The 22549-nt window shown below is 67.3% G+C and carries 20 protein-coding genes; 10 read left to right on the top strand and 10 right to left on the bottom strand.

Features of this window, described 5'->3' with window-relative positions:
- Window positions 1–71: 71 nt before the first annotated feature.
- The 3 genes from ASE66_RS10755 (at window position 72) to ASE66_RS10745 (ending at window position 2321) form a co-directional block, all read left to right on the top strand.
- The gene (locus ASE66_RS10755) at window positions 72–323 is read left to right on the top strand and encodes a DUF3302 domain-containing protein (RefSeq protein WP_057189612.1); all 252 of its coding nucleotides are present in this window, start codon (window positions 72–74) and stop codon (window positions 321–323) included.
- Entirely contained in the window at window positions 320–1261 is a 942-nt protein-coding gene (locus tag ASE66_RS10750) for an HlyD family secretion protein (protein WP_057189611.1), read from the top strand. Before ASE66_RS10755 ends, ASE66_RS10750 begins: the two co-directional genes overlap by 4 nt.
- Before the next feature lie 172 nt (window positions 1262–1433).
- Entirely contained in the window at window positions 1434–2321 is an 888-nt protein-coding gene (locus ASE66_RS10745) for an SDR family oxidoreductase (RefSeq protein ID WP_057189610.1), read from the top strand.
- A 13-nt stretch (window positions 2322–2334) separates the two neighbouring features.
- On the opposite strand, the gene ASE66_RS10740 is transcribed toward ASE66_RS10745, so the two are convergent.
- From ASE66_RS10740 to ASE66_RS10705, 8 genes are read right to left on the bottom strand one after another with little or no spacing between them, the layout of a single operon-like run.
- Window positions 2335–3336 (bottom strand): glucokinase, encoded by a 1002-nt coding sequence (locus ASE66_RS10740; protein WP_057189609.1) that lies wholly within the window; start codon window positions 3334–3336, stop codon window positions 2335–2337.
- Between the two features lie 10 nt (window positions 3337–3346).
- Entirely contained in the window at window positions 3347–4360 is a 1014-nt protein-coding gene (locus tag ASE66_RS10735; protein ID WP_057189608.1) for an SIS domain-containing protein, read from the bottom strand.
- Window positions 4361–4382: 22 nt separating this feature from the next.
- Window positions 4383–5414, bottom strand: coding sequence for a Gfo/Idh/MocA family protein (locus tag ASE66_RS10730; RefSeq protein WP_057189607.1), 1032 nt, complete (start codon window positions 5412–5414; stop codon window positions 4383–4385).
- The gene (locus ASE66_RS10725; RefSeq protein WP_057189606.1) at window positions 5411–6475 is read right to left on the bottom strand and encodes a Gfo/Idh/MocA family protein; all 1065 of its coding nucleotides are present in this window, start codon (window positions 6473–6475) and stop codon (window positions 5411–5413) included. The genes ASE66_RS10730 and ASE66_RS10725 overlap by 4 nt, the downstream gene beginning before the upstream one ends.
- A 46-nt stretch (window positions 6476–6521) precedes the next feature.
- On the bottom strand, window positions 6522–7571 hold the full coding sequence (locus tag ASE66_RS10720) for an ABC transporter substrate-binding protein (RefSeq protein ID WP_057189605.1): 1050 nt from the start codon (window positions 7569–7571) through the stop codon (window positions 6522–6524).
- A gap of 35 nt (window positions 7572–7606) precedes the next feature.
- Window positions 7607–8380 (bottom strand): ABC transporter permease, encoded by a 774-nt coding sequence (locus tag ASE66_RS10715; RefSeq protein WP_057189604.1) that lies wholly within the window; start codon window positions 8378–8380, stop codon window positions 7607–7609.
- Window positions 8377–9168, bottom strand: a complete 792-nt coding sequence (locus tag ASE66_RS10710; RefSeq protein ID WP_057189603.1) for an ABC transporter permease — start codon at window positions 9166–9168, stop codon at window positions 8377–8379. The genes ASE66_RS10715 and ASE66_RS10710 overlap by 4 nt, the downstream gene beginning before the upstream one ends.
- Window positions 9165–9980: an ABC transporter ATP-binding protein gene (locus tag ASE66_RS10705; RefSeq protein ID WP_156412100.1), complete on the bottom strand. Its 816-nt coding sequence runs from the start codon at window positions 9978–9980 to the stop codon at window positions 9165–9167. Before ASE66_RS10705 ends, ASE66_RS10710 begins: the two co-directional genes overlap by 4 nt.
- Window positions 9981–10185: 205 nt before the next feature.
- On the opposite strand from ASE66_RS10705, the gene ASE66_RS10700 reads away from it, so the two are divergent.
- The 7 genes from ASE66_RS10700 to ASE66_RS10670 all read left to right on the top strand — a co-directional run bounded on the left by ASE66_RS10700 (window position 10186) and on the right by ASE66_RS10670 (window position 18644).
- On the top strand, window positions 10186–11289 hold the full coding sequence (locus ASE66_RS10700; protein ID WP_057189602.1) for a GntR family transcriptional regulator: 1104 nt from the start codon (window positions 10186–10188) through the stop codon (window positions 11287–11289).
- 87 nt (window positions 11290–11376) lie between these two features.
- Window positions 11377–12927: a hypothetical protein gene (locus tag ASE66_RS10695; protein ID WP_057189601.1), complete on the top strand. Its 1551-nt coding sequence runs from the start codon at window positions 11377–11379 to the stop codon at window positions 12925–12927.
- A gap of 72 nt (window positions 12928–12999) precedes the next feature.
- On the top strand, window positions 13000–14358 hold the full coding sequence (locus ASE66_RS10690; protein WP_057189600.1) for an extracellular solute-binding protein: 1359 nt from the start codon (window positions 13000–13002) through the stop codon (window positions 14356–14358).
- Window positions 14359–14384: 26 nt separating this feature from the next.
- Window positions 14385–15314 (top strand): carbohydrate ABC transporter permease, encoded by a 930-nt coding sequence (locus ASE66_RS10685; protein ID WP_082613344.1) that lies wholly within the window; start codon window positions 14385–14387, stop codon window positions 15312–15314.
- Window positions 15311–16144 (top strand): carbohydrate ABC transporter permease, encoded by an 834-nt coding sequence (locus tag ASE66_RS10680; protein ID WP_057189599.1) that lies wholly within the window; start codon window positions 15311–15313, stop codon window positions 16142–16144. The genes ASE66_RS10685 and ASE66_RS10680 overlap by 4 nt, the downstream gene beginning before the upstream one ends.
- Window positions 16145–16176: 32 nt before the next feature.
- Window positions 16177–17703 (top strand): sulfatase, encoded by a 1527-nt coding sequence (locus ASE66_RS10675; RefSeq protein ID WP_057189598.1) that lies wholly within the window; start codon window positions 16177–16179, stop codon window positions 17701–17703.
- Window positions 17704–17705: 2 nt separating this feature from the next.
- Window positions 17706–18644 carry a DUF4432 family protein gene (locus tag ASE66_RS10670; protein WP_057189597.1) on the top strand — a complete coding sequence of 313 codons (939 nt, stop codon included), beginning with the start codon at window positions 17706–17708 and terminating at the stop codon, window positions 18642–18644.
- Window positions 18645–18685: 41 nt separating this feature from the next.
- Here ASE66_RS10670 and ASE66_RS10665 read toward each other — a convergent pair whose 3' ends face one another.
- Window positions 18686–21037, bottom strand: coding sequence for a xanthine dehydrogenase family protein molybdopterin-binding subunit (locus ASE66_RS10665; RefSeq protein WP_057189596.1), 2352 nt, complete (start codon window positions 21035–21037; stop codon window positions 18686–18688).
- A 231-nt stretch (window positions 21038–21268) separates the two neighbouring features.
- The gene (locus tag ASE66_RS10660; protein ID WP_057189595.1) at window positions 21269–22546 is read right to left on the bottom strand and encodes a cytochrome c; all 1278 of its coding nucleotides are present in this window, start codon (window positions 22544–22546) and stop codon (window positions 21269–21271) included.
- Window positions 22547–22549 lie beyond the last annotated feature (3 nt).

The raw sequence follows: 22549 nt of genomic DNA, 5'->3' as shown, positions 1-22549 counted from the left end.
ACTCAAACCGGGCCAAGCCGCATGCAAATCTCGCTAGGCAGCTTGTCGGCCGTCGTTGCGCGGAGGATGCCATGTCGGGTGTCGATATCTTTGCCTGGATCGTCCTCCTCGTCCTCGTCGCGAGCACGATCTTCGTGATCGTCTTCATGGCGATGTGGCCGGGCCTGGTGGCGCGAAGGCGCAACCATCCCTGGGCCGAAGCCGTCTCGATCGGCGGCTGGGTCACCCTGTTCCTCGGCTTCGTGCTTTGGCCGGTCGTGCTGATCTGGGCCTATGTCGATGTCCCGGCGAAGACAGCCGCACCCCGGGGAGAGGCGCGATGATCGTCGTCCTCCTCAACGTCTACCTCGCTCTGCTCTTCGTGCTGGTGAAGCTCAGAATCGTCCCCTTCAACCTGTTCTGGAAGATTTCGCCGGCTCTCGTTTTCGTGCTGCTGCTTGTCGGCCTGTTCATTCCAATGAGCTGGGGAGCGCCGCAAGGAACTGCGCTGGTGGTCCGCAACTCGGTCGCCATCGTGCCGGACGTCGCCGGTGAGGTGGTCGACGTACCCGTCACGCCCAACCGGCCGCTCAAGGCCGGGGACGTCCTCTTCCGCATCGACCCGGTTCCGTTCCAGGCGCAGGTCGACGCCATCCAGGCGCAGCTGAAGCTGCAGGAAATGCGGTTGGCCGAGGTGACGCAGTTGCAGACGCACGGCACCGGGCGGACCTTCGACGTCGAAGAGCGCCAGGCCTCGGTCGACCAGCTGCGCGCGCAACTGGTCGGAGCGAAATGGAACCTCGAGAAGACGACGGTCCGCGCGCCTGCCGACGGCTACGTCACCAATCTCGCCCTGCGGAAGGGCGCCCGCGTCACCAATCTGCCGCTTGCCCCGGTCATGGCCTTCATCGACACCTCGCAGACCATCGTCGGCGTCGAGATCAATCAGATCGACGCCCGCAACATCGCGCCGGGGCAACGCGTCGAGGCGACCTTCAAGCTGACGCCCGGCCGGGTGCAGACCGGCACGGTCCAGACCGTGCTGCAGGCCATATCGACCGGGCAGGTCCAGACCTCGGGGCTCGCCGTAGCGCCCAGGGCCGTGCAGGCGGCGCCCTTCACCGTCCGCATCAAGCTCGACGATGAGGCCTTCGCCAGCACGCTTCCGGCCGGCAGCGCCGGCGACGCCGCGATCTTCACCGAACACGTCAAGCCGGCCCACCTCATCCGGCGCGTGCTGCTCCGCCAGATCGCCATCACCAACTACATCAACCCGTTCTGACAATCCGGGCGGTGAGAATCTCTGGGCGGCGTGCTCGGGATCGTCCGTTCGGACATGCCGGCGGTTCCGCGTCTGGCGCCGGTGCAGTTTCCTGTTCGGTTCCGCCGGACTTTTTCACCATGGTCGACCCGTAGCTGATATCCACGAGCATCCGATTTTGGGGTGAAGGTCGATGAGCGCGGGGCGACAACCATATATCCGGGTTCTCGTCAGCGGCGGGGGCGGCCGCCTTGCCCAGGCGCTGTCGCTTGTCGGCGGGGATCGCGTGCAGGCCCTGTCACGCGCCGAACTCGATATCTCGGATGCTCCCGCCTTCCAGGCTGCGCTTGCCAGGCTGAAGCCGGACGTCGTCATCAATGCGGCAGCGATCAGCGGCATCGAGGCCTGCGAACGCGCGCCGGAGCGCGCGCAGGCCGTCAACGCGCTGGCGCCCGGCCAGATGGCACACGCCTGTGCAGAGGCCGGGACGCCCTTCATCCACATGTCGACGGACTACGTCTTTGGCGCCCCGACGCGCCAACCGTGGCGCGAAACCGATCCTGTATCGCCGGTCAACAGCTATGGCCAGCTGAAAGCAGAGGCCGAGCGACATGTTCTCGCCGCCGGTGAAGAAGTCTGCATCGCCCGGGTGGCCTGGCTGTTCGGCGACGGCAAGGACTTCATCACCCACCTCCTGAAAGGACAGGACGACAGCGTCAGGGTCGCCAGCGATCAGATCGGCTCGCCGACACCGATCTTTCCGCTCGCCGAACGGCTCCTGACCCTGGCCGAGCGCATGACGGCAAGAGAACCCATCCCTCGCCTGATCCATCTGGCCGGCTCGCCGGCCGTGTCGCGGGCAGACTGGGTCGCCACGGCCTTCGAAGCGCTGCGCCGCGCCGGGCGGCGCACACCCGAGCTGGTCCCTGTCCCGATGAGTGATCTCGGCTCCTCGGTCATCCGCCCCCATTACAGCGCCCTCGACTCCAGCCTGGCGGCGGAGCTCTTCGGCGGAGAGCTCGATTGGCGCATCGCGGCCACGCAAGCCGAAACCTTCGCCGGTCTACCCGTATCGACTTAGGGGCGTCAGCGGCTCAGGCGGGATACGCTCCGGCTTCGCCCGAGCGCGACGCAGCCGCGATCCGCAGCCATTCGACGCAACCGATCAAGGCGACGCGATCGTCGAGGAGAAGATGCGCGTCGAAATCCGCCATGAACGAGCCCATCCTGCCCTTGGCGCGGAACGCGTCGCGGAAGGTGTCGGTGCTGACGACCAAGGGAGCCAGGGCCCGGCAGACGCCGCCGGAGAGATAGATGCCGCCATGGGGCAGGAAGGTGAGGGCAAGATCGCCCACGACGCGCCCGAGCAGCCGCAGGAAGAGATGGGCGGCCGCCACCGCCTGCTCATCTGTGCCAGCGACCGCGGCCGTGGTGATCTCGGCGCTCGTCCCGGCCTCGCACGGCCGGCCGTCGCGGCCGCAGACCCAGGCATAGATCTCGCGCAGGCCATTGCCGGACAAGGCGCGCTCGACCGAGGCGCGGCCGCGGCCTGCCGCCAGCGCGGCCTGGAGCTCGCATTCCTCGTCGCCCTCGATCGCCAGCGTCGTATGGCCGCATTCGGCGGCCGCGACATGAGGAGCAGCGCCGAAGGCAGGCCAATAGCAGGCGGCGGCGTTGAAGCCGGTGCCGGCGCCCAGGACCATGCGGGTGGCTCTCAGTGGCGGCTGTGCGGCCGATGCGAAGACCGGCTGCGCCTCCAGCCGCTCGGGCGCGATGAGGGAATATCCAAGGGCCTCGAAATCGTTCAGGAAGCCGATGAAGGGAGCGCCGGTCAGCGCCTGCATCCCGGTCCGGGCGATGGTCCAGTCGCGGTTCGTCAGCTGCGCGCCGTCCGGCGTCGGAACCGCGGCGAGCGCGATGCAGCAGGCATCGAGGCGCCGCTGCCCGAGGCGATCGAGATAGGTTTCGACGACGGCTTCGTAGCTGTCGAAATCGTCATTGGCGAAGCTGTCCAGGGTGGAGGGGACGAGCTGGCCGTCCTCGACGAGACCCAGCCTCGTATTCGTGCCGCCGATATCGGAGACGAGTGCCGTCATCGGATCGCGCTCATTGCGTCACCGTGACCTTGCTGAGGTTCGGCGGGCGATCCGGATCGAGCCCGCGCTCGCGCGCCACCTCTTCGACGAAGCGGTAGAAGCTCGCGATCTGGCAGATCGGATCGAGCAGAGGGTGCGGCGCTGCCACGACGGGCAGGTCACCGCCTTCGACATCGCAGCGGAACACCGCCGCCCCGGTCCCGCGCAGCGCGGCTTCCGCTTCGGCCATGCTGGCGCGACCCTGGTCACGCGGCACGAACAGCAGGGCGGCGAAATCCGGCCCGGGCAGCGCGATCGGGCCGTGGCGCAGCTCGGCCGCGCTGAACGGTTCGGCGTGCAGGCGGCAGCTCTCCTTGAATTTCAGCGCCGCCTCGGCGGCGACGGCCAGGCCCGGCCCGCGCGAGACCGTGAAAATCGAGGACGCCGCACTGACCGCGGCAAGCGCGGGCGACCAGTCCAGTGTGACGGCCGCCTGCAACGGGTTGGGCAGGGCCTCGATCGCCGACAGGAGCGCATCGTCCTCGCTCCAGGCGGCGATGATCGTCGCAGCCGCCACCAGCGAAGCGACGAAGGTCTTGGTCGCAGCCACCGCCCGCTCCGGGCCGGCATGCAGCGGTGCGAGCAGCTTGGCCTGCCGCGCGACCGGCGACTCGACCTCGTTGACGAGGGCGAGCGTCAGCGCGCCATCCCGTGCGGCGGCCTGCTGCAGCATGACGAGATCGGTGCTGGCGCCGGACTGGGAGATCGTGATGCAGAGCTGCCCCGCAAGGCGAAGGTTGCCGCCATAGATCGATGCGACCGAGGGGCCGACCGAGGCCAGCGGCAGGCCGATCGTGATCTCCAGCAGGTATTTCAGATAGGTCGCGGCATGGTCCGAGCTGCCGCGCGCATTGGAGATGGCGGCGCGCGGATCAGCTGCGCGCAGCCTGCGGCCGATCTCCCGGTAGATCCGCCCGACCTCGGCGTTCTGGCGTTCGACGACCGCCGGGATCGACAGAATTTCGTCGAGCATCTGGCTCGCCATGGCGTCCCTCGCTTCTCTCTGCTCAGGCCGTGACAGGCTCGGCGCGCCCGGAGCGCACCGAGCGATAGGCAGCGTCGATCATTGCGAAGGCATGGCGGCCATCATCCAGGGTGACCGGCATCGGTCCGCCATCCTTGAGGGCTTTGACGAAGGCCCAGGCCACATGCTCGTGGAAGACGCCGGTCTTGAAGTGCGGCACGGTCGGCGACGAGGCCCAGCTCCCGCCACCCGCTTCGCGGCGGAACACCCTGAGGAACTCGCTCTCGCGCGTCGGGCGCGAGGCGATGTCGACGCCGCCCAGCAGGATGGTGCCTTCCGTGCCGTAGATCTCGATCGAGGTGTCCGCGGCGGCGAAAGCCCAGCTCGTCGTGACCTCGGCGATCATCCCGTTCTCGTAGCGGAAGATCGCCGCGGCAGTGTCCTCCACCGGCAGGCCGAAGGTATCGGACGAGGTCGTCGCGAAGGCGCTGGCCGGCATCCCGAACAGCCAGTGCAGGAAATCGGCCGCATGCACGCCTTCGTCGAGCAGGGTGCCGCCGCCCGATTGCGCGGGATCGACGAACCAGCCCGTCCTGAAATTCGGATCGAAACCGTGGCTGTGCCCGTGCCGGATGCGCACCAGCGTGACGCGGCCGACGGCGCGGTCACGCAGCAAATCGGCGATCTCGTGGTTGATCGGGTCGAAGCGCTTCGGGAAGCTCTGCATGAAGCGGATGCCGGTGTCCGCGACGATGCCGGCGATGGCGTCGCATTGCTCCATCGTGGCGCCGAGCGGTTTCTCGCAGAGGACCGGCAGCGCCTTCTCCGCGGCGGCGCGGACCAGCGCCGGATGGTTCACGGTTTCCGAGCAGATCGCGACCGCATCGCTGTTGGAGAGCAGCGTGGCGAGGTCGGCGACGGCCGCGATGCCGTGCTGCCGGGCGAAAACTTCCAGGCGCCCGGGCTCGGCATCGAAGGCACCCGCGACGGTGGCGCCCTCGCTCTTCAGGAAGGCCTGGGTCCAGAAATTGGCGTGGTAATGAGCGACCCCGAGGATCGCGATCCGCAGGCTCATCTCTGCTCCATATGTGCTGTTGGCGCGGCCGGCACACGCTGCCCGGTTCGCGCCGCGTGATAGATCGCCTCGGCGACCTCGATCGAGCGCAGGCCCGCCTCGGCGGTGCCGTCGGCCGGCGCGAGGCCGCGCACGACGTCGAGCCAGTGGCGGTGATGGGCTTGCCCGAGCGGCGCGTCGACGAGCGGCGGCGCGACCCAGGCGTTCTCGCCGGTCAGATCAGGCGCGAAGAGCGCGGCCGGCCCTCGTTCGGTGCGCAGAAGGACCGTGCCGGCATCGCTGTAAAGCTCGAGCCGGAAGCGGTCGCAGCCGGCCCGCTCGGTATAGCTCATCTCGTGGCTGGCTATCGCGCCGTCCGCCAGGCCGTAGCTTGCGGCGACGGTGTCCTCCAGCGCCGTGCGGACGGTGCGGCCATCGGCCAATCGTCGTTCCGGCCGCGCGGTCCGCGCGCGCGCCTCGACATCGCCGATCTCGCCGAACAGATGGCGGCACAGGTCGATCCCGTGCACGCCGAGCTGCATCACGACCCCGCCCGAGACCTCGCCGGGCCGGAAGAACCAGTCGGCCCAGTCGGCGCCGGGCGTGGCGTTGCGCAGCCGCAGCGAATGAACCGCGCCGAGCCGCCCGCTCGCCAGCAACTCGCGCAGCCAGAGCACCTCCGGAAAGTAGCGATGCATGAAACTGACGCTCAGCGGCACTGAGGCCTGCGCCGCTGCCGCCAGGATGGCGCGGCATTGCGTGCTGTCTAGCGCCATCGGCTTCTGCAGCAGCACCGCCTTGCCGGCGCTAAGCGCATCGATGGCGATGCGCTCATGGGTATTGTCGGGCGAGGCGATGACGACGGCGTCGATCGCGGGGTCGTCGAGCACGACCCGGTAGTCGGTCTCGACGCGCGCGATGCCGAGCACGGCGGCGCGCGCTTCGGCCACGTCGCGCCGCCGGCCGACGAGCGCCGCGATCTCAGCCCCATCAGCGGCCCTGAGGCCGCCGACATGATAGTCGGCGATGAAGCCCGCGCCGATCAGCGCGACAGCGACCTTGTCCGACGGGGAACGGCTCATGATGCCTCGCGGAAAGACGGCGGTTCGGACGTGGTGAGCGGGGCGATCAGGGCTTCCATCGGCCCTCGATTGCGACCAGAGCCGGGTCTACCGCCTTCAGCGGGGCCGTATAGGTATAGGTCAGCACGTCCATGGGCTGGCCCGGGATGCGGTTCGTCGCCTTCAGGAAGCCGACGATCGCCGCCATGTCGTCGACATAGGCCTGGTCCACCTTCGCACCGAAGCTGTAGTCCGCCAGCAGCGCTTCGTTCATCTCGACGGGCTGCTTCTGGACCTCGGAGAAGATCTTGATCACCTCCGCCTTGTTGGCGGGATCGGCGACATAGGCCTGCGCCTTGAGCAGCACCTTGACCAGGGCGTTCGCCGCATTCGGGTTCTTGCGCACCCAGTCCTGCGAGGCGACCCAGATCGTCCGGTTGTTGGAGACCGGCGCGGCCTCGCCCCTGTTCTTGGCGAAATAGCTGGTCGTGCCGCTGTGGACGATCTTGGCGCCCTGTTCCTTGACAGCGCGGTACGGGAACGGCTCCCAGAACACCATGCCCTGGATCTCGTTGCTGGCCATGGCCGCCAACGCTTCCGGCGGGGCGAGGTTGACGGTCTTGATCTTGCTCGCCTCCAGGCCGTAGCGCTTGGCGACGTTGTCGAGCAGCGCGCCGGAGGTCGAGCTCACCTGCAGGCCGAGCTTGACCTTGTAGAGGTCTTCCGGGTTCTCGACGCCGGCATCCTTGCGGACGACGATCTTCTCCAGGCCGTGGCTGACGGCGTTGGTGCCGAGGATGACCACGGGCACGCCGTTATGCGCCATCGAGACCGGCGGCAGGTTGCCGGGCGTCCAGAGCTGGATCTGGTCCGCGAGAAGCGCTTCGCCGGCGAGATTGCCCGATGCGAAGGTCTTGAACTCGACAGTCTTGAAGCCGGCCTCGGTGAACCAGCCCTTCTCCTTTGCGACGATATGGACGAGGAAGGGCAGGTCCGGCCCGATGCTGATCGACAGTTTGTCGGTCTCGATCTTCTGCGCCGCCGCCGGCAGCAGACCGGCCAGCGTCAGCAGCCCGGCGAACGCCGCGGTCCGCAAATACCCAGGAAATGCCTTCATTCGAACCTCCCCTTTTTGGTTTTGGATAGTCGCCTCTAGATGCCGTGCCAGCGGCCGACCCAATGCCGGATCGCCACGCCGATGGCCGCGTCGGTCAGGAGATTGAGGGCGCCGATCAACAGGATGCCGACGATGATGACGCCGACCGAGCCGCCGGCATTGCGCTCGGCGATGATCATGTAGCCGAGCCCCCTGTCGGCTGCGATCAGCTCGGCGGCAACGAGCACACCGAAGCTCAGGCCCCAGCCGATGCGCAGGCCCGTCGCGAGATCGGGCGCAGCCGCTGGGATCGCGACGCGCAGCAGCAGCGGCACGCCCGAGAGGCCCATGGTCTGGCCGGCGCGCAGCAGCATCGGATCGACGCCGCGCATGCCCTGATAGGCGGCGGTGACGACCGGGAAGAAGGCCCCGAGGAAGATGATGAAGAACTTGGAGGGCTCGCCGAGGCCGAACCAGATGATGGCGAGCGGAATCCAGGCGAGCGGCGGGATTGGCCGCAGCAGCTCGACGAGCGGGCTCACCACCAGGCCGAAGCGGCGGTACCAGCCGGCGAGGACCCCGACCACCACACCGGCAAGCGCCCCGAGGACAAAGCCGGAGAAGACCCGGGCCAGGCTCCAGGACAGGTTCTCGCCGAGCTGCCGCGCCGTCAGGCGCTCGGCTGCCGCGGCGATGGCGAGCGACGGGCTCGGGAAAACCGAAGGGTCGATCAGGCCCGTGCGCACCGCCGCTTCCCAGAATCCGATCACCGCCAGCGTGCCGATGACGCCGAGCGTAAGATCGTTGCTGCGAAGGGTGCTCGCGCTCATCGCCGCACCTGATCGAGATTGCCCGCCCAGGGCATGAGCAGCCGCTCGAGCCCGGCGAGCCCGCTGGAGATAAGGAAGCCGAGCAGGCCGATCACCAGCATGCCGACGATGGTGATCTCGCTGCGATAGAAGGTGCGCGCCTCCATGATCAGGGCGCCCAGGCCCTGGATCGTGCCGATCATCTCGGCGCCGACGATGACCATGAAGCCGACGCCGAGCGCCATGCGGGCCCCGGCGAAGATGCGCGGCAGCGCCGCCGGCAGCACGACCTCGCGATAGAGTTCCGGGCCCTGCAGGCCGAAAGAGCGCGCCGCCCTCACCAGCACGGGATCGACATAGCGGACGCCGGCGATCACGTTGGACAGCATGGTCCAGAAGCAGCCATAGCCGATCAGCACGACCTTGGTCAGCTCGCCTGCGCCGAACCAGACGATGACCAGCGGCAGCAGGCTCAGCGTCGCGACCGAGCGGCAGAACACGATGAGCGGGGCGCTCAGCTTGTCGAGCACCGGCAAGGCGCCGATCAGCAGGCCGAGCGGCACGGCGAGCAGGATGGCCGCGACATAGCCTTGCAGCACGCGCCAGATCGTCACGCCGGTATGGGTCCAGAGCGAGACGCCGGTCGGGAAGCCGGTCAGCGACAATTCGACGAAGCCGCGGGCAATCTTGCTCGGCGGCGGGAACTGATAGGCCTTGAGCAGGCCATAGCCGACGGCGAGCTCCCAGGCCGCGAGCAGCACGGCGATGACCACGAGCGAGCTGGCGGCGCGGGCGAGCCGGGCGCTCATGACGACAGCTCGCTCCAGATTTCGTCGTAGAGCGCATTGAAGGCCCGCTCGGTGCGCGAACGGGGCCGCGGCATCGGCACCTCGAAGATCCGCTTAATCCGGCCGGGATTGGGCGCGAGCAGGACGACACGGTCCGACAGCATCAGGGCTTCGTCGATCGAGTGGGTGACGAAGACGACGGTCTTGCGCCGCGCCTGCCAGATGCGCAGCAACTCCTGCTGCAACTCGATGCGGGTCAATTCGTCGAGGGCGCCGAAGGGCTCGTCCATCAGCAGGATCTGCGGATCGAGCGCCAACGCGCGGGCGATCGAGATGCGCTGCTGCATGCCACCCGACATTTCGCGCGGATATTTGTTCGCCGCCGCCTCCAGCCCGACAAGGCGCAGCAGTTCGAGACTGCGCTCGCGACGGTCCTCGCGCGACAGGCCGGCCTTGCGGAAACCGAAGGAGACATTGCCGAGAGCCGTGAGCCACGGGAACAGCGCATGCTGCTGGAAGACGACGCCCTGCCCCTGGCCGGGACCCGTAACCGGCCGATCGCCGATCGCGATCCGGCCGGAGGTCGCTGCGTCGAGGCCGGCGATGATGTTGAGGAGCGTGGTCTTGCCGCAGCCGCTGCGGCCGATCAGGGAGACGAACTCGTTCTCGGCGATGTCGAGGTCGATGCTGTCGAGGACTGTGAGCTCGCCGCCCTGGCGCGCCGCGAAGGCCTTGTGAACGGCGCCGATGTGGATGAAGGGCGGTCGGGCCGGGCGGCCCGCCTGCGGCGTCGCGTCCGGCTCGCACATCGAGACATTGCCGGCGCAGGTCATCGGCGTTCCTCCCCCGGTCTTGGAGCCGGCCCTGAGGTCAGGCTAATGCAAGAGGACAAATTGTAAAGTGCAATTTGTATTTCAGGGCATATAATGCCGATCCGCGAGTCGAAGTCGGTATCTCCGGTTGCGGCACGCTGGTGGCGATTGTATGCGGCCAAGGCACGTCGGCGGTGTCGCATCGGGAGGCTGTCGAGAGGAACCCATGCGCAACGGCTCGGCGAACATCGTCCTGAGGACGCTCCACGAGATGATCGAGCGGCTCGACGATGGAGCGCGCCTGCCCACCGTGCGGGACCTGATGAAGAAGCATCAGGTCAGCCAGGCGACCGTTCAGGAGGCACTCGATCATCTGAAGGCCGAGGGTCTGCTCGTCTCGCAGGTCGGGCGCGGCACCTATGTCACCCGCGGCGGCGCGATGCAGGCCGGCGGGAGCAGCCGCAGGACCGGGCTCGACAGCCTCCTCATCCTGTCGAACGCCAGCATGAACGAGCGCTGCGCGCTCGTGCAGAACTACATCGTCGAGGAGATGTCGCGGCAGGACGCCAAGGTGGTGCAGATCTCCTATCACCATACCGAGCACCTGCTCGAGATCCTCAGTTCCCTCCCGGATTTCGACGCGGTCGTGCTGCAGTCGCATTACGAGAGCATCCCCATCCGCCTGCTCCACCTGCTGCAGCAGAAGACCAAGGCGCTGGTCGTCGACGGCCATACCGTCGCCGGCGTCGACATCGACCGCATCGGCACGGATTGGGAGGACGCGCTGGAAATGGCGCTGCGCCAGCTCGTCGATCTCGGACACCACTCCTTCGGCCTGGTCTCGATCAACACCATGGCCCAGCCGATCCTGGCGGCGCGCCGCGCCTTTGGCCGCCATGCGGCGATCGAGCGGGGCCGCTTCAGCTTCCATCCGCCCATCGTTCTGGAACGCGTTCAACATCCCAGCCACAGCGTGCTCGACGCCGTCGCCGAGACGCTGGCGCCGCTCCTCTCCGAGGATGGAAGGCTGCCGTTCACGGCACTGCTGACGCTTGGCATCTCCGACACATTGGGCATCACCCAGGGCCTGCAGCGGCTCGGGATCGACTGGCCGGAGGATCTGAGTGTGGTGGTGCTCGGCCATCGCGACGTCCCGAGCGAGCATCTCGGCGTCATGACCATCGCCGGCAGCTCGCAGCGGAAGGCGGCCGAGAAACTGGTTGAGACGATCCGACGCCGGATCGAGCAGCCGACGCTGTCGCCGCAGATCGTCTACCTGCATTGCGACCAGGTCACGCGGGGCAGCACCGCGAGGCCAAAGCACCCCTGACGGCATCACGTCAAAGGTACATTGCAATATATATTGACCCGCGCTAGCGTGAGCCCCCGATAAGAAAAAACCGCGGGTGGAAACGGCATGCTTGGCGAGCGTCTCCCGGAAAGGCTGTCACCCCTGGCCTCAAAGACGGGGGTCCGACCTTTTTACGGCGACCTGCACAATCATTGCGGCATCTCCTACGGGCATGGCAGCCTCGAACAGGCCCTGAAGCGGGCGCGCCGGCAGCTCGATTTCGTCTCGGTGACCGGCCATGCCTACTGGCCCGACATGCCGGTCGACGATGCCAGCGTCGCCCATATCGTCGACTTCCACGTCAAGGGCTTCGCCCGGCTGGAAACGCTGTGGCCAGGGCACTTCGCCACGCTCGCCGCAGCCGACGAGCCCGGCCGCTTCACGGTCTTCCCCGGCTACGAGATCCATTCCTTCGCCCATGGCGACTACACGATCGTCTACCGCGATCTGACGCCGCGCCCGATCCTCAAGGCAGGCAGCCCGGCGGAGCTGAAGCCGATGCTGCGGGCAGAGGCCGGTGCGGGCGCCTTCGCCTTCCCGCACCATATCGGCTACCGGCTCGGCGCGCGCGGCATCAACTGGGCCTCCCTCGATCCGGAACTGTCGCCGGTGCTGGAGATCGTCTCCATGCATGGCTGCTCCGAGACCTCGGTGATGGACCGGCCCTTCCTGCATTCGATGGGCCCGAGCGACGGCCATTCGACCGTGCGGCACGGCCTTGATCTTGGGCATCGCTTCGGCTTTCTGGGGAATACTGACCACCATAGCGGCTATCCCGGTTCCTACGGGCATGGCCGCTCCGTGGTCTATGCCGGCAGCAATGATCGCGGCGCGCTCTGGGACGCGATCATGCAGCGCCGCACCGGCGCGCTGACCGGCGACAACGCCCATCTGTTCTTTACCCTTGGCGGGGCGATGCCGGGCGGAGAGGTCGAGGCGGGCGCGGCTTCCAATCTCAGCCTCGAAGCCGTCGCGCCGGGACATATCGACTATATCGACGTCATCCGGAACGGCGCGCTCGTGCGGCGGGTGATGCCGGAGCTGGAGGCCTCCCCGATCGGCGCAGAGAGCGCCGAGCTCGAGACGATCCTCGTCCTGGAGCTGGGCTGGGGCTCGCGCGGCAAGCAGCACCGCTGGACCGGATCGCTGCGGGTCGAGGGCGGCGAGATCCTCTCGATCGAGCCGCGCCTGCGCGGCACGGAAATCGTCTCTCCGCTCGAAGGCGACGCCGACGGGCAGGACGAGGACGAGGTCTCGCTCGACGGCGACCGGATCGCCTTTTCGATCACCGCATCGTCGAACCCGAACAACATGACGCCGGCTATGCAGGCGATCGCTGCGCGCGTGCGGCTGGGCAGCGATGCCCGCCTCGTGCTCGACGCCGACGGCCAGCGTTTCGAGGCGACAGTGGCACGCCTGCTGGACGGGGCGCTGGCGGGCAATCTCGGCCCGATCGACAGCCCGGCCTTCAGGCTCTTCCCTTTGCCCCGCCCGCATCAGTGGCAATGGCAGGGCAAGATCGCTCTCGAACCGCTGCGATCAGGGGACTGGGTCTATGCTCGCATGCGCCAGGCCAACGGCCAGTGGGCCTGGGCCAGCCCGGTGTTCTGCCGGTGACGGCGCGGGCATGAGGAAACACCGTTAAGCTGACGGCAGAATGGCGTGGAACGGTTTCGCAGGGAGGATGACATGAGCTTCGACTTTCGCATGCCGCGACGCGATCTCCTGAAGGGGATGGGAGCCGCAGGCCTCGGCGCCACCTTGGGCACCGGCGGCATCCGGCCGCTCTACGCCAAGGGCCTGGCGCCGATCACCATCGTCGTGAACCAGTCGCCCTGGTTCGCCAGCTTCCGCCGCACGGTCGAGGCCTATGAGGCGGCGACCGGAAACAAGGTCGAGCTCGACGTCAATCCCTTCGCCGGTTCGCTGGAGAAGCAGCGCAATTCGGTCCGTTCGGCCCGGGGCCAGTACGACATCCTGATCATGAACTCGGGCTGGTTCACCGAGATGTATGCCGGCGGGTTCCTCGATGCGATCACCGACATCGACCCGGGCTTCAAGCTCGATCCGGAAATCTATACGCTCGGCGACACCATCTACTACAACGCCCAGAAGAAGACGGTGACCGCCGACGGCAAGCTGATGTCGCTGCCGGTCTCGCCGCTGATCCCGCTGCTCTACTACCGCGGCGACCTCTACAAGCAGGCCGGGCTGTCGGCGCCGAAGACCTTCGCCGAACTCGAGGCCAACGCCGCCAAGTTCCACAAGCCGCCCGGCATGTACGGCATCGTCCAGCGCGGCGCGCGCGGCCCCCATACCGTCGCCTACGACTTCTATCCCTACCTCTACGGTTTCGGCGGCGGCATCTTCAAGGACCAGTCGGCCGGCGATTACTCGGTCACGCTGAACTCGCCGGAAGGACGCGCAGCGCTCGACTACTACATCCGGCTGGCGCGCACCGTCGGTCACCCCAAGACGGCCGCCTCCGACCAGGCCGAGGTGATCCAGGCGATGGTGACCGGCCATGCCGCGCATATCATGATGGTGATCGCCGCCTGGTCGCAGATGGACGATCCGAACAAGTCTGCCGTCGTCGACAAGATCGAATTCGCGCCGCCGCCCTCGCAGCCGGGGCTGCCGACAGCGCCGGGCCTGGGACACTGGCTCGCCGGCATTTCCCGCAACGTGCCTGATGACCGCAAGCGCGCGGCGGTCGAGTTCCTGCGCTGGTTCCAGACCAAGGACGCCCAGATGGAGACGGCGAAGGCCGGCGGCATCCCGGTCCACGCCGCCGTCTACAAGGATCCGATCGCCGAAGAGCGCAAATACCGCTGGATGAAGCCATTGGCCGAGGCGCTGCCGCACGCAGTCAACATCTACCAGTTCCCCGAAGCCAACGACGTCATCGCCGTACTCGAAATCGGGCTCAACCGGGCCGTGGCCGGCGAGATCAGCAGCGTCGATGCCCTCAACGGCATGTCTGCCGAGATCCACAAGATCATGGAGAAGTACTCCTACAAGACCGGCGGGCTCCAGCCGCTCAAGTGACGTTCGGGCGACAAGGGGAACGGGGCATGGCGGGAGCCGCGGCAAAGGTCGATGCGCAGCGCATCGACCGACAGGTGGAGAATGCCGACCAGCGTCTCTGGCGCTGGCTCACGCTTGCCCCTGCCTTGGTGCTGCTGCTGGCGCTCAGCATCATCCCGCTCGTCGGGCTCGTCCTCACCAGCTTCCAGAACATCGCCTGGGCCGAGGGCCGGGCGGTGCGCAGCTGGGCCGGGCTCGACCATTACCGCGCCTTGTTCAGCGATACCCTGTTCGGGGCCGGTCTCTGGAACACCGGCCTGTTCGCGCTGGGCGCGGTGACCGGGCAGATGCTGCTCGGTTTTGCGCTCGCGCTCTTGGTCAGCAAGGTCAGCCGCGCCCGCGTTCTCTACCGGACCATCTTCATCCTGCCGATCCTGATCCCCGGCATCGTCATCGGCGCGATCTGGAAGCTGATGCTCAACTATGATTTCGGGCTGGCCAACCAGGTCCTCGGCCTCGTCGGGCTGGGGCCGGTCGACTGGCTCGGCAATGGCCAGATCGCGCTGCTCTCGGTCATCATGGTCGACATCTGGCACTGGACGCCGTTCTGCTTCCTGCTCTTCCTGGCAGGGCTCGAATCCCTTCCGCAGGACGTCTACGAGGCCACCAAGATCGACGGCGCCAGCGCCTGGCAGGAGCTGCTCTACGTCACCTTGCCGCTGATGGTGCCGACGATCATCGTCACCTTCGCCTTCCGTCTCGTCCTCGCCTTCAAGGTCTTCGACGAGGTCTATCTCCTGACCAAGGGCGGACCCGGCACGGCGACGGAGGTCATCAGCTTCACGCTCTACCAGCGCTTCTTCACCGAGGATAAGGCGGGTTACGGCTCGGCGATGTCGGTCACGGTGATCTTCCTGGTCTGCCTGCTGCTCGTCGTGGCGCTGTCGGCACGCCGGCGCTCGGAGGGCCGGGCATGAGCGGCAGGTCGGGCGCTTCCTCGGGCTGGCCAACCCACGCCGCGCTCCTCATCAGCGCGGCGATCGTGCTGGTCCCGGTGATCTGGACGGTCGCCGCCGGCTTCCGCACCCAGATCTCGCTGCTGATGGGCGAGGTCACCTTCTCGCCGGTCCTCTTCAATTTCGACGAGGTGCTGTTCTCCAAGACCTCGGAATTCTTGGTCAACTACCGCAACTCGATCATCGTCGGCGTGGCGAGCACCCTGCTTTGCGTCAGCGCTGCGACGCTCGCCGCCTTCTCGCTCAACCGCACGCGCTGGCGTCGCTGGGTCGTGCAGGTCTTCCTCGCCTGGACGCTGATCTTCCACATGATCCCGCCGGTGGCGCTCGCCAGCGCCTGGTTCACCATGCTGCGCACCGTCGGCCTGGAGAACAGCTTCACCGGCCTGATCCTGGCACATGCGACCCTCAACCTGCCGATGGCGATCTGGCTGATGAGCGTCTTCGTGCGCGAGGTGCCGAAGGAACTGGAAGAGGCCGCGTTGATGGATGGCGCGACCACGCCGGTCCTGCTTTGGAACGTCGTGCTGCCGGTCATCGCACCGGGGCTCGCCGCCACCTCGGTCCTGACCTTCGTCTTCTCCTGGAATGAGTTCGCGGTGTCGCTGGCACTGACGATGAAGCAGACCGCGACCGTCCCTGTCGCGATCGCCAAATTCGCCCAGGAATTCGAGATCCAGTACACGCAGATGGCGGCCAGCGCGGGCCTTGCCATGCTGCCGGCCCTGATCGTGATGCTCTTCGCCCAACGCTACATCGTGAAAGGCCTCACCCAGGGCGCCGTAAAATAGCCCTGCCAGCGAGCCCGAGCCGGGAGACCAATGTGAAGGCCGTATTTGTCCTCTTCGATTCGCTGAACCGCCACATGCTCGGCTGCTATGGCGGCAAGCGCGTGCCGACGCCGAATTTCGACAGGCTGGCGCGCCGGTCGGTCAGCTTCGACCAGCACTATGTCGGCAGCCTGCCCTGCATGCCGGCGCGGCGCGACATGCTGACCGGGCGGCTGACCTTCCTGCACCGCAGCTGGGGCCCGCTCGAACCCTTCGACAATGCCTTCCCGGAGATCCTGCACAGAGAGACGGGGACCTACAGCCACCTCATCACCGACCATTTCCATTATTGGGAGGATGGCGGGGCGACCTATCACAACCGCTACGATTCCTACGAGTTCGTGCGCGGGCAGGAGGGCGATCGCTGGAAGGCGATGGTCCAGCCGCATTGGGAACGGCTGCGCGAGAAATATCATGCGCGCCAGTTCAGCGACGCCCGCCGCAGCTATTTCGGCCAGAACATCATCAACCGCGAGTTCATCAAGGCGGAAGAGGATTTCCCCTCGGTGCGCTGCTTCGCCGAGGGCTTCGACTTCCTCGAGCGCAACAAGGACGCCGACAACTGGCTGCTGCAGATCGAGACCTTCGATCCGCATGAGCCCTTCACCGCCCCGGCCCGCTTCAAGGAAGCGTTCGACACCGGCTGGAACGGCCCGATCCGTGATTGGCCGCGCTATGGCCGCGTCGACGAACTGCCGGCGGAGTGCGAGGAGCTCCGCGCCAACTACTACGCCGTCGTGGCGATGTGCGACGACCTGCTCGGCCAGTTGCTCGACCGGTTCGACGCCAACGACATGTGGAAGGACACTGCGCTCGTCGTCACCACCGACCATGGCTTCCTGCTCGGGGAGCATGATTTCTGGGCGAAGAACCGGATGAACCTCTATGAGGAGGTCGCCCATATCCCGCTCTTCCTGCACGACCCCCGCCATCCGGAGCGCGCCGGCACGCGCTCGCAGGCGCTGACCCAGTCGATCGACCTCGCGCCGACATTCCTCGACCTGTTCGGCGCCACGCCGCCGGCCGAAAACGAAGGCATGTCGCTCTGCCGCATGGCCGACGGCACCGCGCTGCGCGACGGCGTGCTGTTCGGCTATTTCGGCGGCGCGGTGAACGTGGCCGACGGCCACTACACCTATCACCGCTTCCCGGAGGACCTGTCGAAGCAGGAGCTCTACCAGTACACGCTGATGCCGACGCACATCTTCTCGCCGTTCTCGCCGGAGGAGCTTGCAGGCGCGACGATCTCGCCGCCGCTGGGCTTCACCAAGGGCGCGAACCTGCTGAAGGTGCCGGTGATTGAGCGCTCGCCGATGTACAATAATTACGGCCCGGGAGGGCTGCTGGAATCCGAGACGCGCATCTACGACCTCAAGGTCGACCCCGGTCAGGAAGCGCCCCTGGACGACGCAGCCACCGAGGCGCGGCTTGCGGCGCTGATGCGACGCCTGATGGCGGCCAATGGCGCGCCGCCGGAGGCTTTCACCCGCATCGACCTCGCCCCGGACGCGGCCGGCTGACGATGCGCAAGCCGGCGACCTTTCCGCGCCATCTCGCTGCCGATCCCCGGCAATTCGCCAGCGTGCGCCGCATCGTCCTGAGCGAGGGCCCCGAGACCGGCATCGAGACCCTGGCCTTCTCGACCGGCGGCGGGCTCGATTTCTGGGTGACCGCCGGGCGCTTGATGGACATCGCGACCCTATCCTGGCGCGGCGTCCAGCTCGCTTGGCAAAGCCCCGCGGGCCTGCGCCGGCCCGATACCGGTCCGGCCGACCGGGAGCGGCGCTTCAGCACGGCCTTCGGTGGCTTCCTCAACACCTGCGGCTTCGACCATATCCGCCAGCCGGCGGACGGGCGGCCCCTGCACGGCTCGGCTCCCTTCACCCCGGCGCGGCTTACCGCCCATGGCGAGGATTGGGACGCCGCCGTGCCGATGCTGTTCTGCGAGGGCGAGGCGATCTGCTGGGCCCATGGCGGCCTCGGCTACCGCCTGCATCGTCGGATCGAGGCTCCGATCGGCGGCAGCTCGCTCAGCCTTCGCGACCGCGTGACGGTGATCGGCGCCGAGCCCGCTCCGGTCATGGCGCTCTACCATTTCAACCTCGGCTATCCGATGATCGAAGGCGGCACGATCGAGCTCGACGGCGAATGCCTGGCGGGCCCGCTTTCCGTGCCCGAAGACGCGATGGTGCCGGCCTCCTTGCACCCCGCGACCAGCGCACAGGCGAGCTGCAGCGTGCGCGGCAAGGGAGCGACCATCGCCTTTCACTGGGATACCGTCGAATTGCCCTGGCTGCAGCTCTGGCGCGACTTGCGGCCGGGCGCTGCCGTGATGTCGATCGAACCCTGTTCGATCGGGCGCCTCGAGGACGGGCGCAACGCCCCGTCGCCCCTGCTGGCGCCGGGTGGCAGCCGCGTCTTCGCGATCGACATCGACGTGACCGATCCCGGCGAGGCGTGACGCATCCTGCCGGCCAGCAAGAGCCCGGCAACGGCCCTGTTTCAATCGCGCGCGTGGATGCTCTTCCAGATCGCCAGCGGCGTCGCCGGCATGTCGAGATGGCGCACGCCATGTGGCGCGAGCGCATCGACGACCGCGTTCATCACCGAGGGCAGCGATCCCGCGCAGCCGGCCTCGCCACAGCCCTTGGCGCCGACCCGGTTGGTGCTCGTCGGCACGCCCCGGCTGGCGAAGGAGAAGAACGGCACGTCCGCCGCGCGCGGCATCGCATAGTCCATGAAGGAACCGGTCATGAGCTGGCCGGCTTCGTCATAGGCCGTCATCTCATAGAGCGCCTGGCCGATCCCCTGGACGACGCCGCCATGCAATTGCCCCTCGACGATCATCGGGTTCACCACCGTCCCAAAGTCGTTGACCATGACGTAGCTGGCGATCTCGACCTGCCCGGTCTCAGGGTCGATCTCGACCTCGGCGATATGGCAGCCATTCGGATAGGCTGATGGCGCCGCCTTGAAGACATGGTCGACATCGAGCGTCTGCGGCAGGTCGCTAGGGAGCGGCGCTCCCGTCCGCAGCCTCTCGGCGAGCGCCATGATGCCGATGGCGCGGTCGGTCCCCGCGATCCTGAAGCGGCCACCAGTGAACTCGATATCGGCCGCAGCTGCCTCCAGAAAATGGGCTGCGAGCAGCTTGCCCTTCTCGATGACGAGCTCGCTCGCCTCGATGATCGCCGATCCGCTCGCCATCACCGATTTGGAGCCGCCGGTCCCCCCGCCGGCGATCAAGCGGTCACTGTCGCCCTGCACCAGGCGGATCTTGTCGAAGGGCACACCGAGCTGGCTCGACAGGATCTGGGCGAAGGGCGTCCAGTGCCCCTGTCCGTAGTCGAGCGTTCCCGTGACGATGGTGACGCTGCCGTCGGGCTCGAAATGCAGGCCGCCCATCTCATTGCTCGGCGGCGCGGTGACTTCGAGATAGCAGCCGATGCCGCGGCCGCGCAGCTTGCCCGCCTTGCGGCTCCGGCGCAGGCGCGCCGCATAGCCCTTCCAATCGGCAGCTTCGAGCGCCTGTGCGAACAGGGCCGGGAAATCGCCGCTGTCATAGACGGTCCCGATCGGCGTCGCCCAGGGCAGTTGCCCAGGCTTGATCAGGTTGCGTCGCCGCAGCTCGGCACTGTCGATCCCCGTCTCCCGGGCGGCGGCATCGATCAGCCGCTCCATGAAATAATTGCCCTCGGGCCGTCCGGCGCCGCGATAGGCGCCGATCGGCGGCGTATTGGTGACGGCGCATTTGGCCTGCACCTCAACCAGCGGCGTGCGGTACATGCCGACGCTGTTCTTGCCGATGTTCAGGGTCGCCATCATCGGCCCGACCGGCGAGAGATAGCCCCCCATATTGCCAATGCCGGTGAAGCGCGTCGCCAGGAAGCGGCCACGCGCGTCGAGCGCGAGCTCGGCCTCGAACACCATGTCGCGGCCGTGATGGTCCGCCACGAAGCTTTCAGAGCGCTGGTCCGTCCACTTCACCGGCTTCTTCAGCAGGCGGGCCGCATGGAGCAGCACGACATGCTCGGGAAAGACCGAGGCCTTCATGCCGAAGGAGCCGCCGACATGGCCGGTGACCAGCCGCATCAGGCCCGCCGGGACGCCCATCGCCGCCGCGAGGTTGTTGCGCAGGCCGAAGACGCCCTGGCTGGGAGCATGCAGCGTGTAGCGGCCGGCCTTGCGATCATAGCTGGCGATCGCCGAGCGGGGCTCGATCGGGTTGACCACGATGCGGTTGTTGACGATCCGCAGCCTGGCGACATGGGCAGCGCCAGCGAAGGCGGCAGCGACCTTTTCGGCATCGCCGGAATGGTAGTCGAGGATGAGGTTGCCCGGCACCTCGTCATAGAGCTGCGGCGCGCCGGCGGCGAGGGCGTCCTCGCCGGAGATGACGGCAGGCAGGACCGCGATGTCGAGCGCGACCGCCTCGGCGGCATCGCGCGCCTCAACCGCCGTGCGGGCCACGACCATGGCGACGGGATCGCCGACGAAGCGGACCTTGTCGGTTGCCAGTGCCATGCGGATCGGCTTGCGGATCGGCGTTCCGTCGCGGTTCGGCAGGTCGATCTGGCACCGCAGCGGGCCGTAGCCCTGGCCGTCGATATCGGCCCCCGTATAGATCGCGATCACGCCCTTCATCGCCTTCGCGGCGGACGTATCGATGCCCTCGATCACGCCATGCGCATGCGGGCTGCGGACGAAAGCCGCATAGAGCTGTCCGTCCAGCGACAGATCGTCGGTGTAGCGCCCCTCGCCGCGTACCAGGATCGGATCCTCGTTTCGCGGCACCGGCTGGCCGATTCCAAACGACGCCGAGGAAAGCTCGGCGGGAGCTGCGCGCATGTTCATGACGAGGCACCATGGTGGAGAATTGGCCGGATCGACCGGCGATCCCGCTGCCGGGAGCAGAACGATTTGCCTGCCAGATGTCACATGGAAGGAGTCGTGGTTGTCAAATGCGCCCGCGTCGGGGCTGACCGGCGCCAGGCTCTCGACACGCAGATGCGCGAAGGGCGCGAGACGCCCTTCAACCCTCCGAAATCATCATGCCCACCGATGTCGCGCCGCTTCTATCCGGGCTCAGCGCAGCCGCTTGATCTCGTCCGCCGTGACGCTCGATTTCTGCCCGCCCCAGCTCGCCCGCAGCCAGTTGGAGAGGTCGGCGACCTGCTGGTCGGAGAGCTGCGCGGCGAAGCCCGGCATGGGCTGCATGCGCTCCAGCCCGGGGAAGCGCTGGGCCGGGATGCCGGTCAGGATGACCTTGTTCAGGTTGCGCGCATCGGCCAGCCGCAGCGAGGCATTGGTCGCCAGCGGCACCACGACATGCGGGATGCCCTGCCCCTCGACGCCATGGCAGCTGGCGCAGACGGCAAGATAGCTGGCGCGAGCCGAGACCGCGACATCCGCGGAGACCGCGACGGGTTGCGGCGGCGCCAGCGGGGTCGCGCGCTCCGGCAGCTTGTCTAGGTCGAAGAGATAGGCCGACATCGCCGCGAGGTCGTCGGCCGTGAAATACTGGGTCGAGAAGTGGACGACCTCGAACATCTGGTTGGTCATCGCCCCTTGCGCCGAGATACCAGACTTCATGAAACCAGCGAACACCAGCGGATCGAAGCCCATCCGGGTCAGCCCGGCCTTGGTGATATCCGGCGCCACCACGCCTTCGAGCTCCGAGCCCTGGAGATAGGCGCTCTCCTTCATGCCCATCGCAAGGTTGCGCGGCGTATGGCATTCGCCGCAATGGGCGAGCGCGTCGGTCAGATAGCGGCCGCGATTCCACATCGCCGAGCGCCCGGTGATCTCGGTCTTCGTGTCGGTGGGCAGGTTGACCAGGTTCCAGAAGGTCAGGCCCTGCCGGATGTTGAGCGGGAAGGGCATGTGGTTGGCGCGGTTCGCCACCTTCATCGGCTCGCGGCTCATCAGGAAGGCATAGACCGCGTCGACATCATCTGCCGTCAGCTTGCGATACGAGGCGTAGGGCATCGCCGGATAGAGATGGCCGTGCTTGCCGACGCCATCGCGCACGGCACGGTGGAATTCGGCGCGGGTCCAGTTGCCGATGCCGTATTCCTTGTCGGGCGAGATATTGGTCGAGAAGATCGTCCCGAGCGGCGTCTCGAACGGCAGCCCGCCGGCCCAGGGCGCGCCGCCCTTGACGACATGGCAGGCATAGCAATCGGCGGCGACGGCGACATAGGCGCCGCGCTTGGCGAGCGCCTTCATCTGCTCGGCTGATAGTGGTTGCTCGATCTCCCTGGCGACGACGCTGCGCTCGAACAGGCCGAGGAACACGGCCCCCGCCGCGAGCGCACCGACGACGGCGACCGCCAGAGCGGCCAGAAGCAGCTTCCTCGCCATATG

Source organism: Allobosea sp. Root483D1 (genome assembly GCF_001429505.1).
In the GTDB taxonomy this organism is placed as follows: Bacteria; Pseudomonadota; Alphaproteobacteria; order Rhizobiales; family Beijerinckiaceae; genus Allobosea.
The sequence above is the reverse complement of the archived record's forward strand: the minus strand, read 5'-3'. Positions and strand labels throughout refer to the sequence as shown.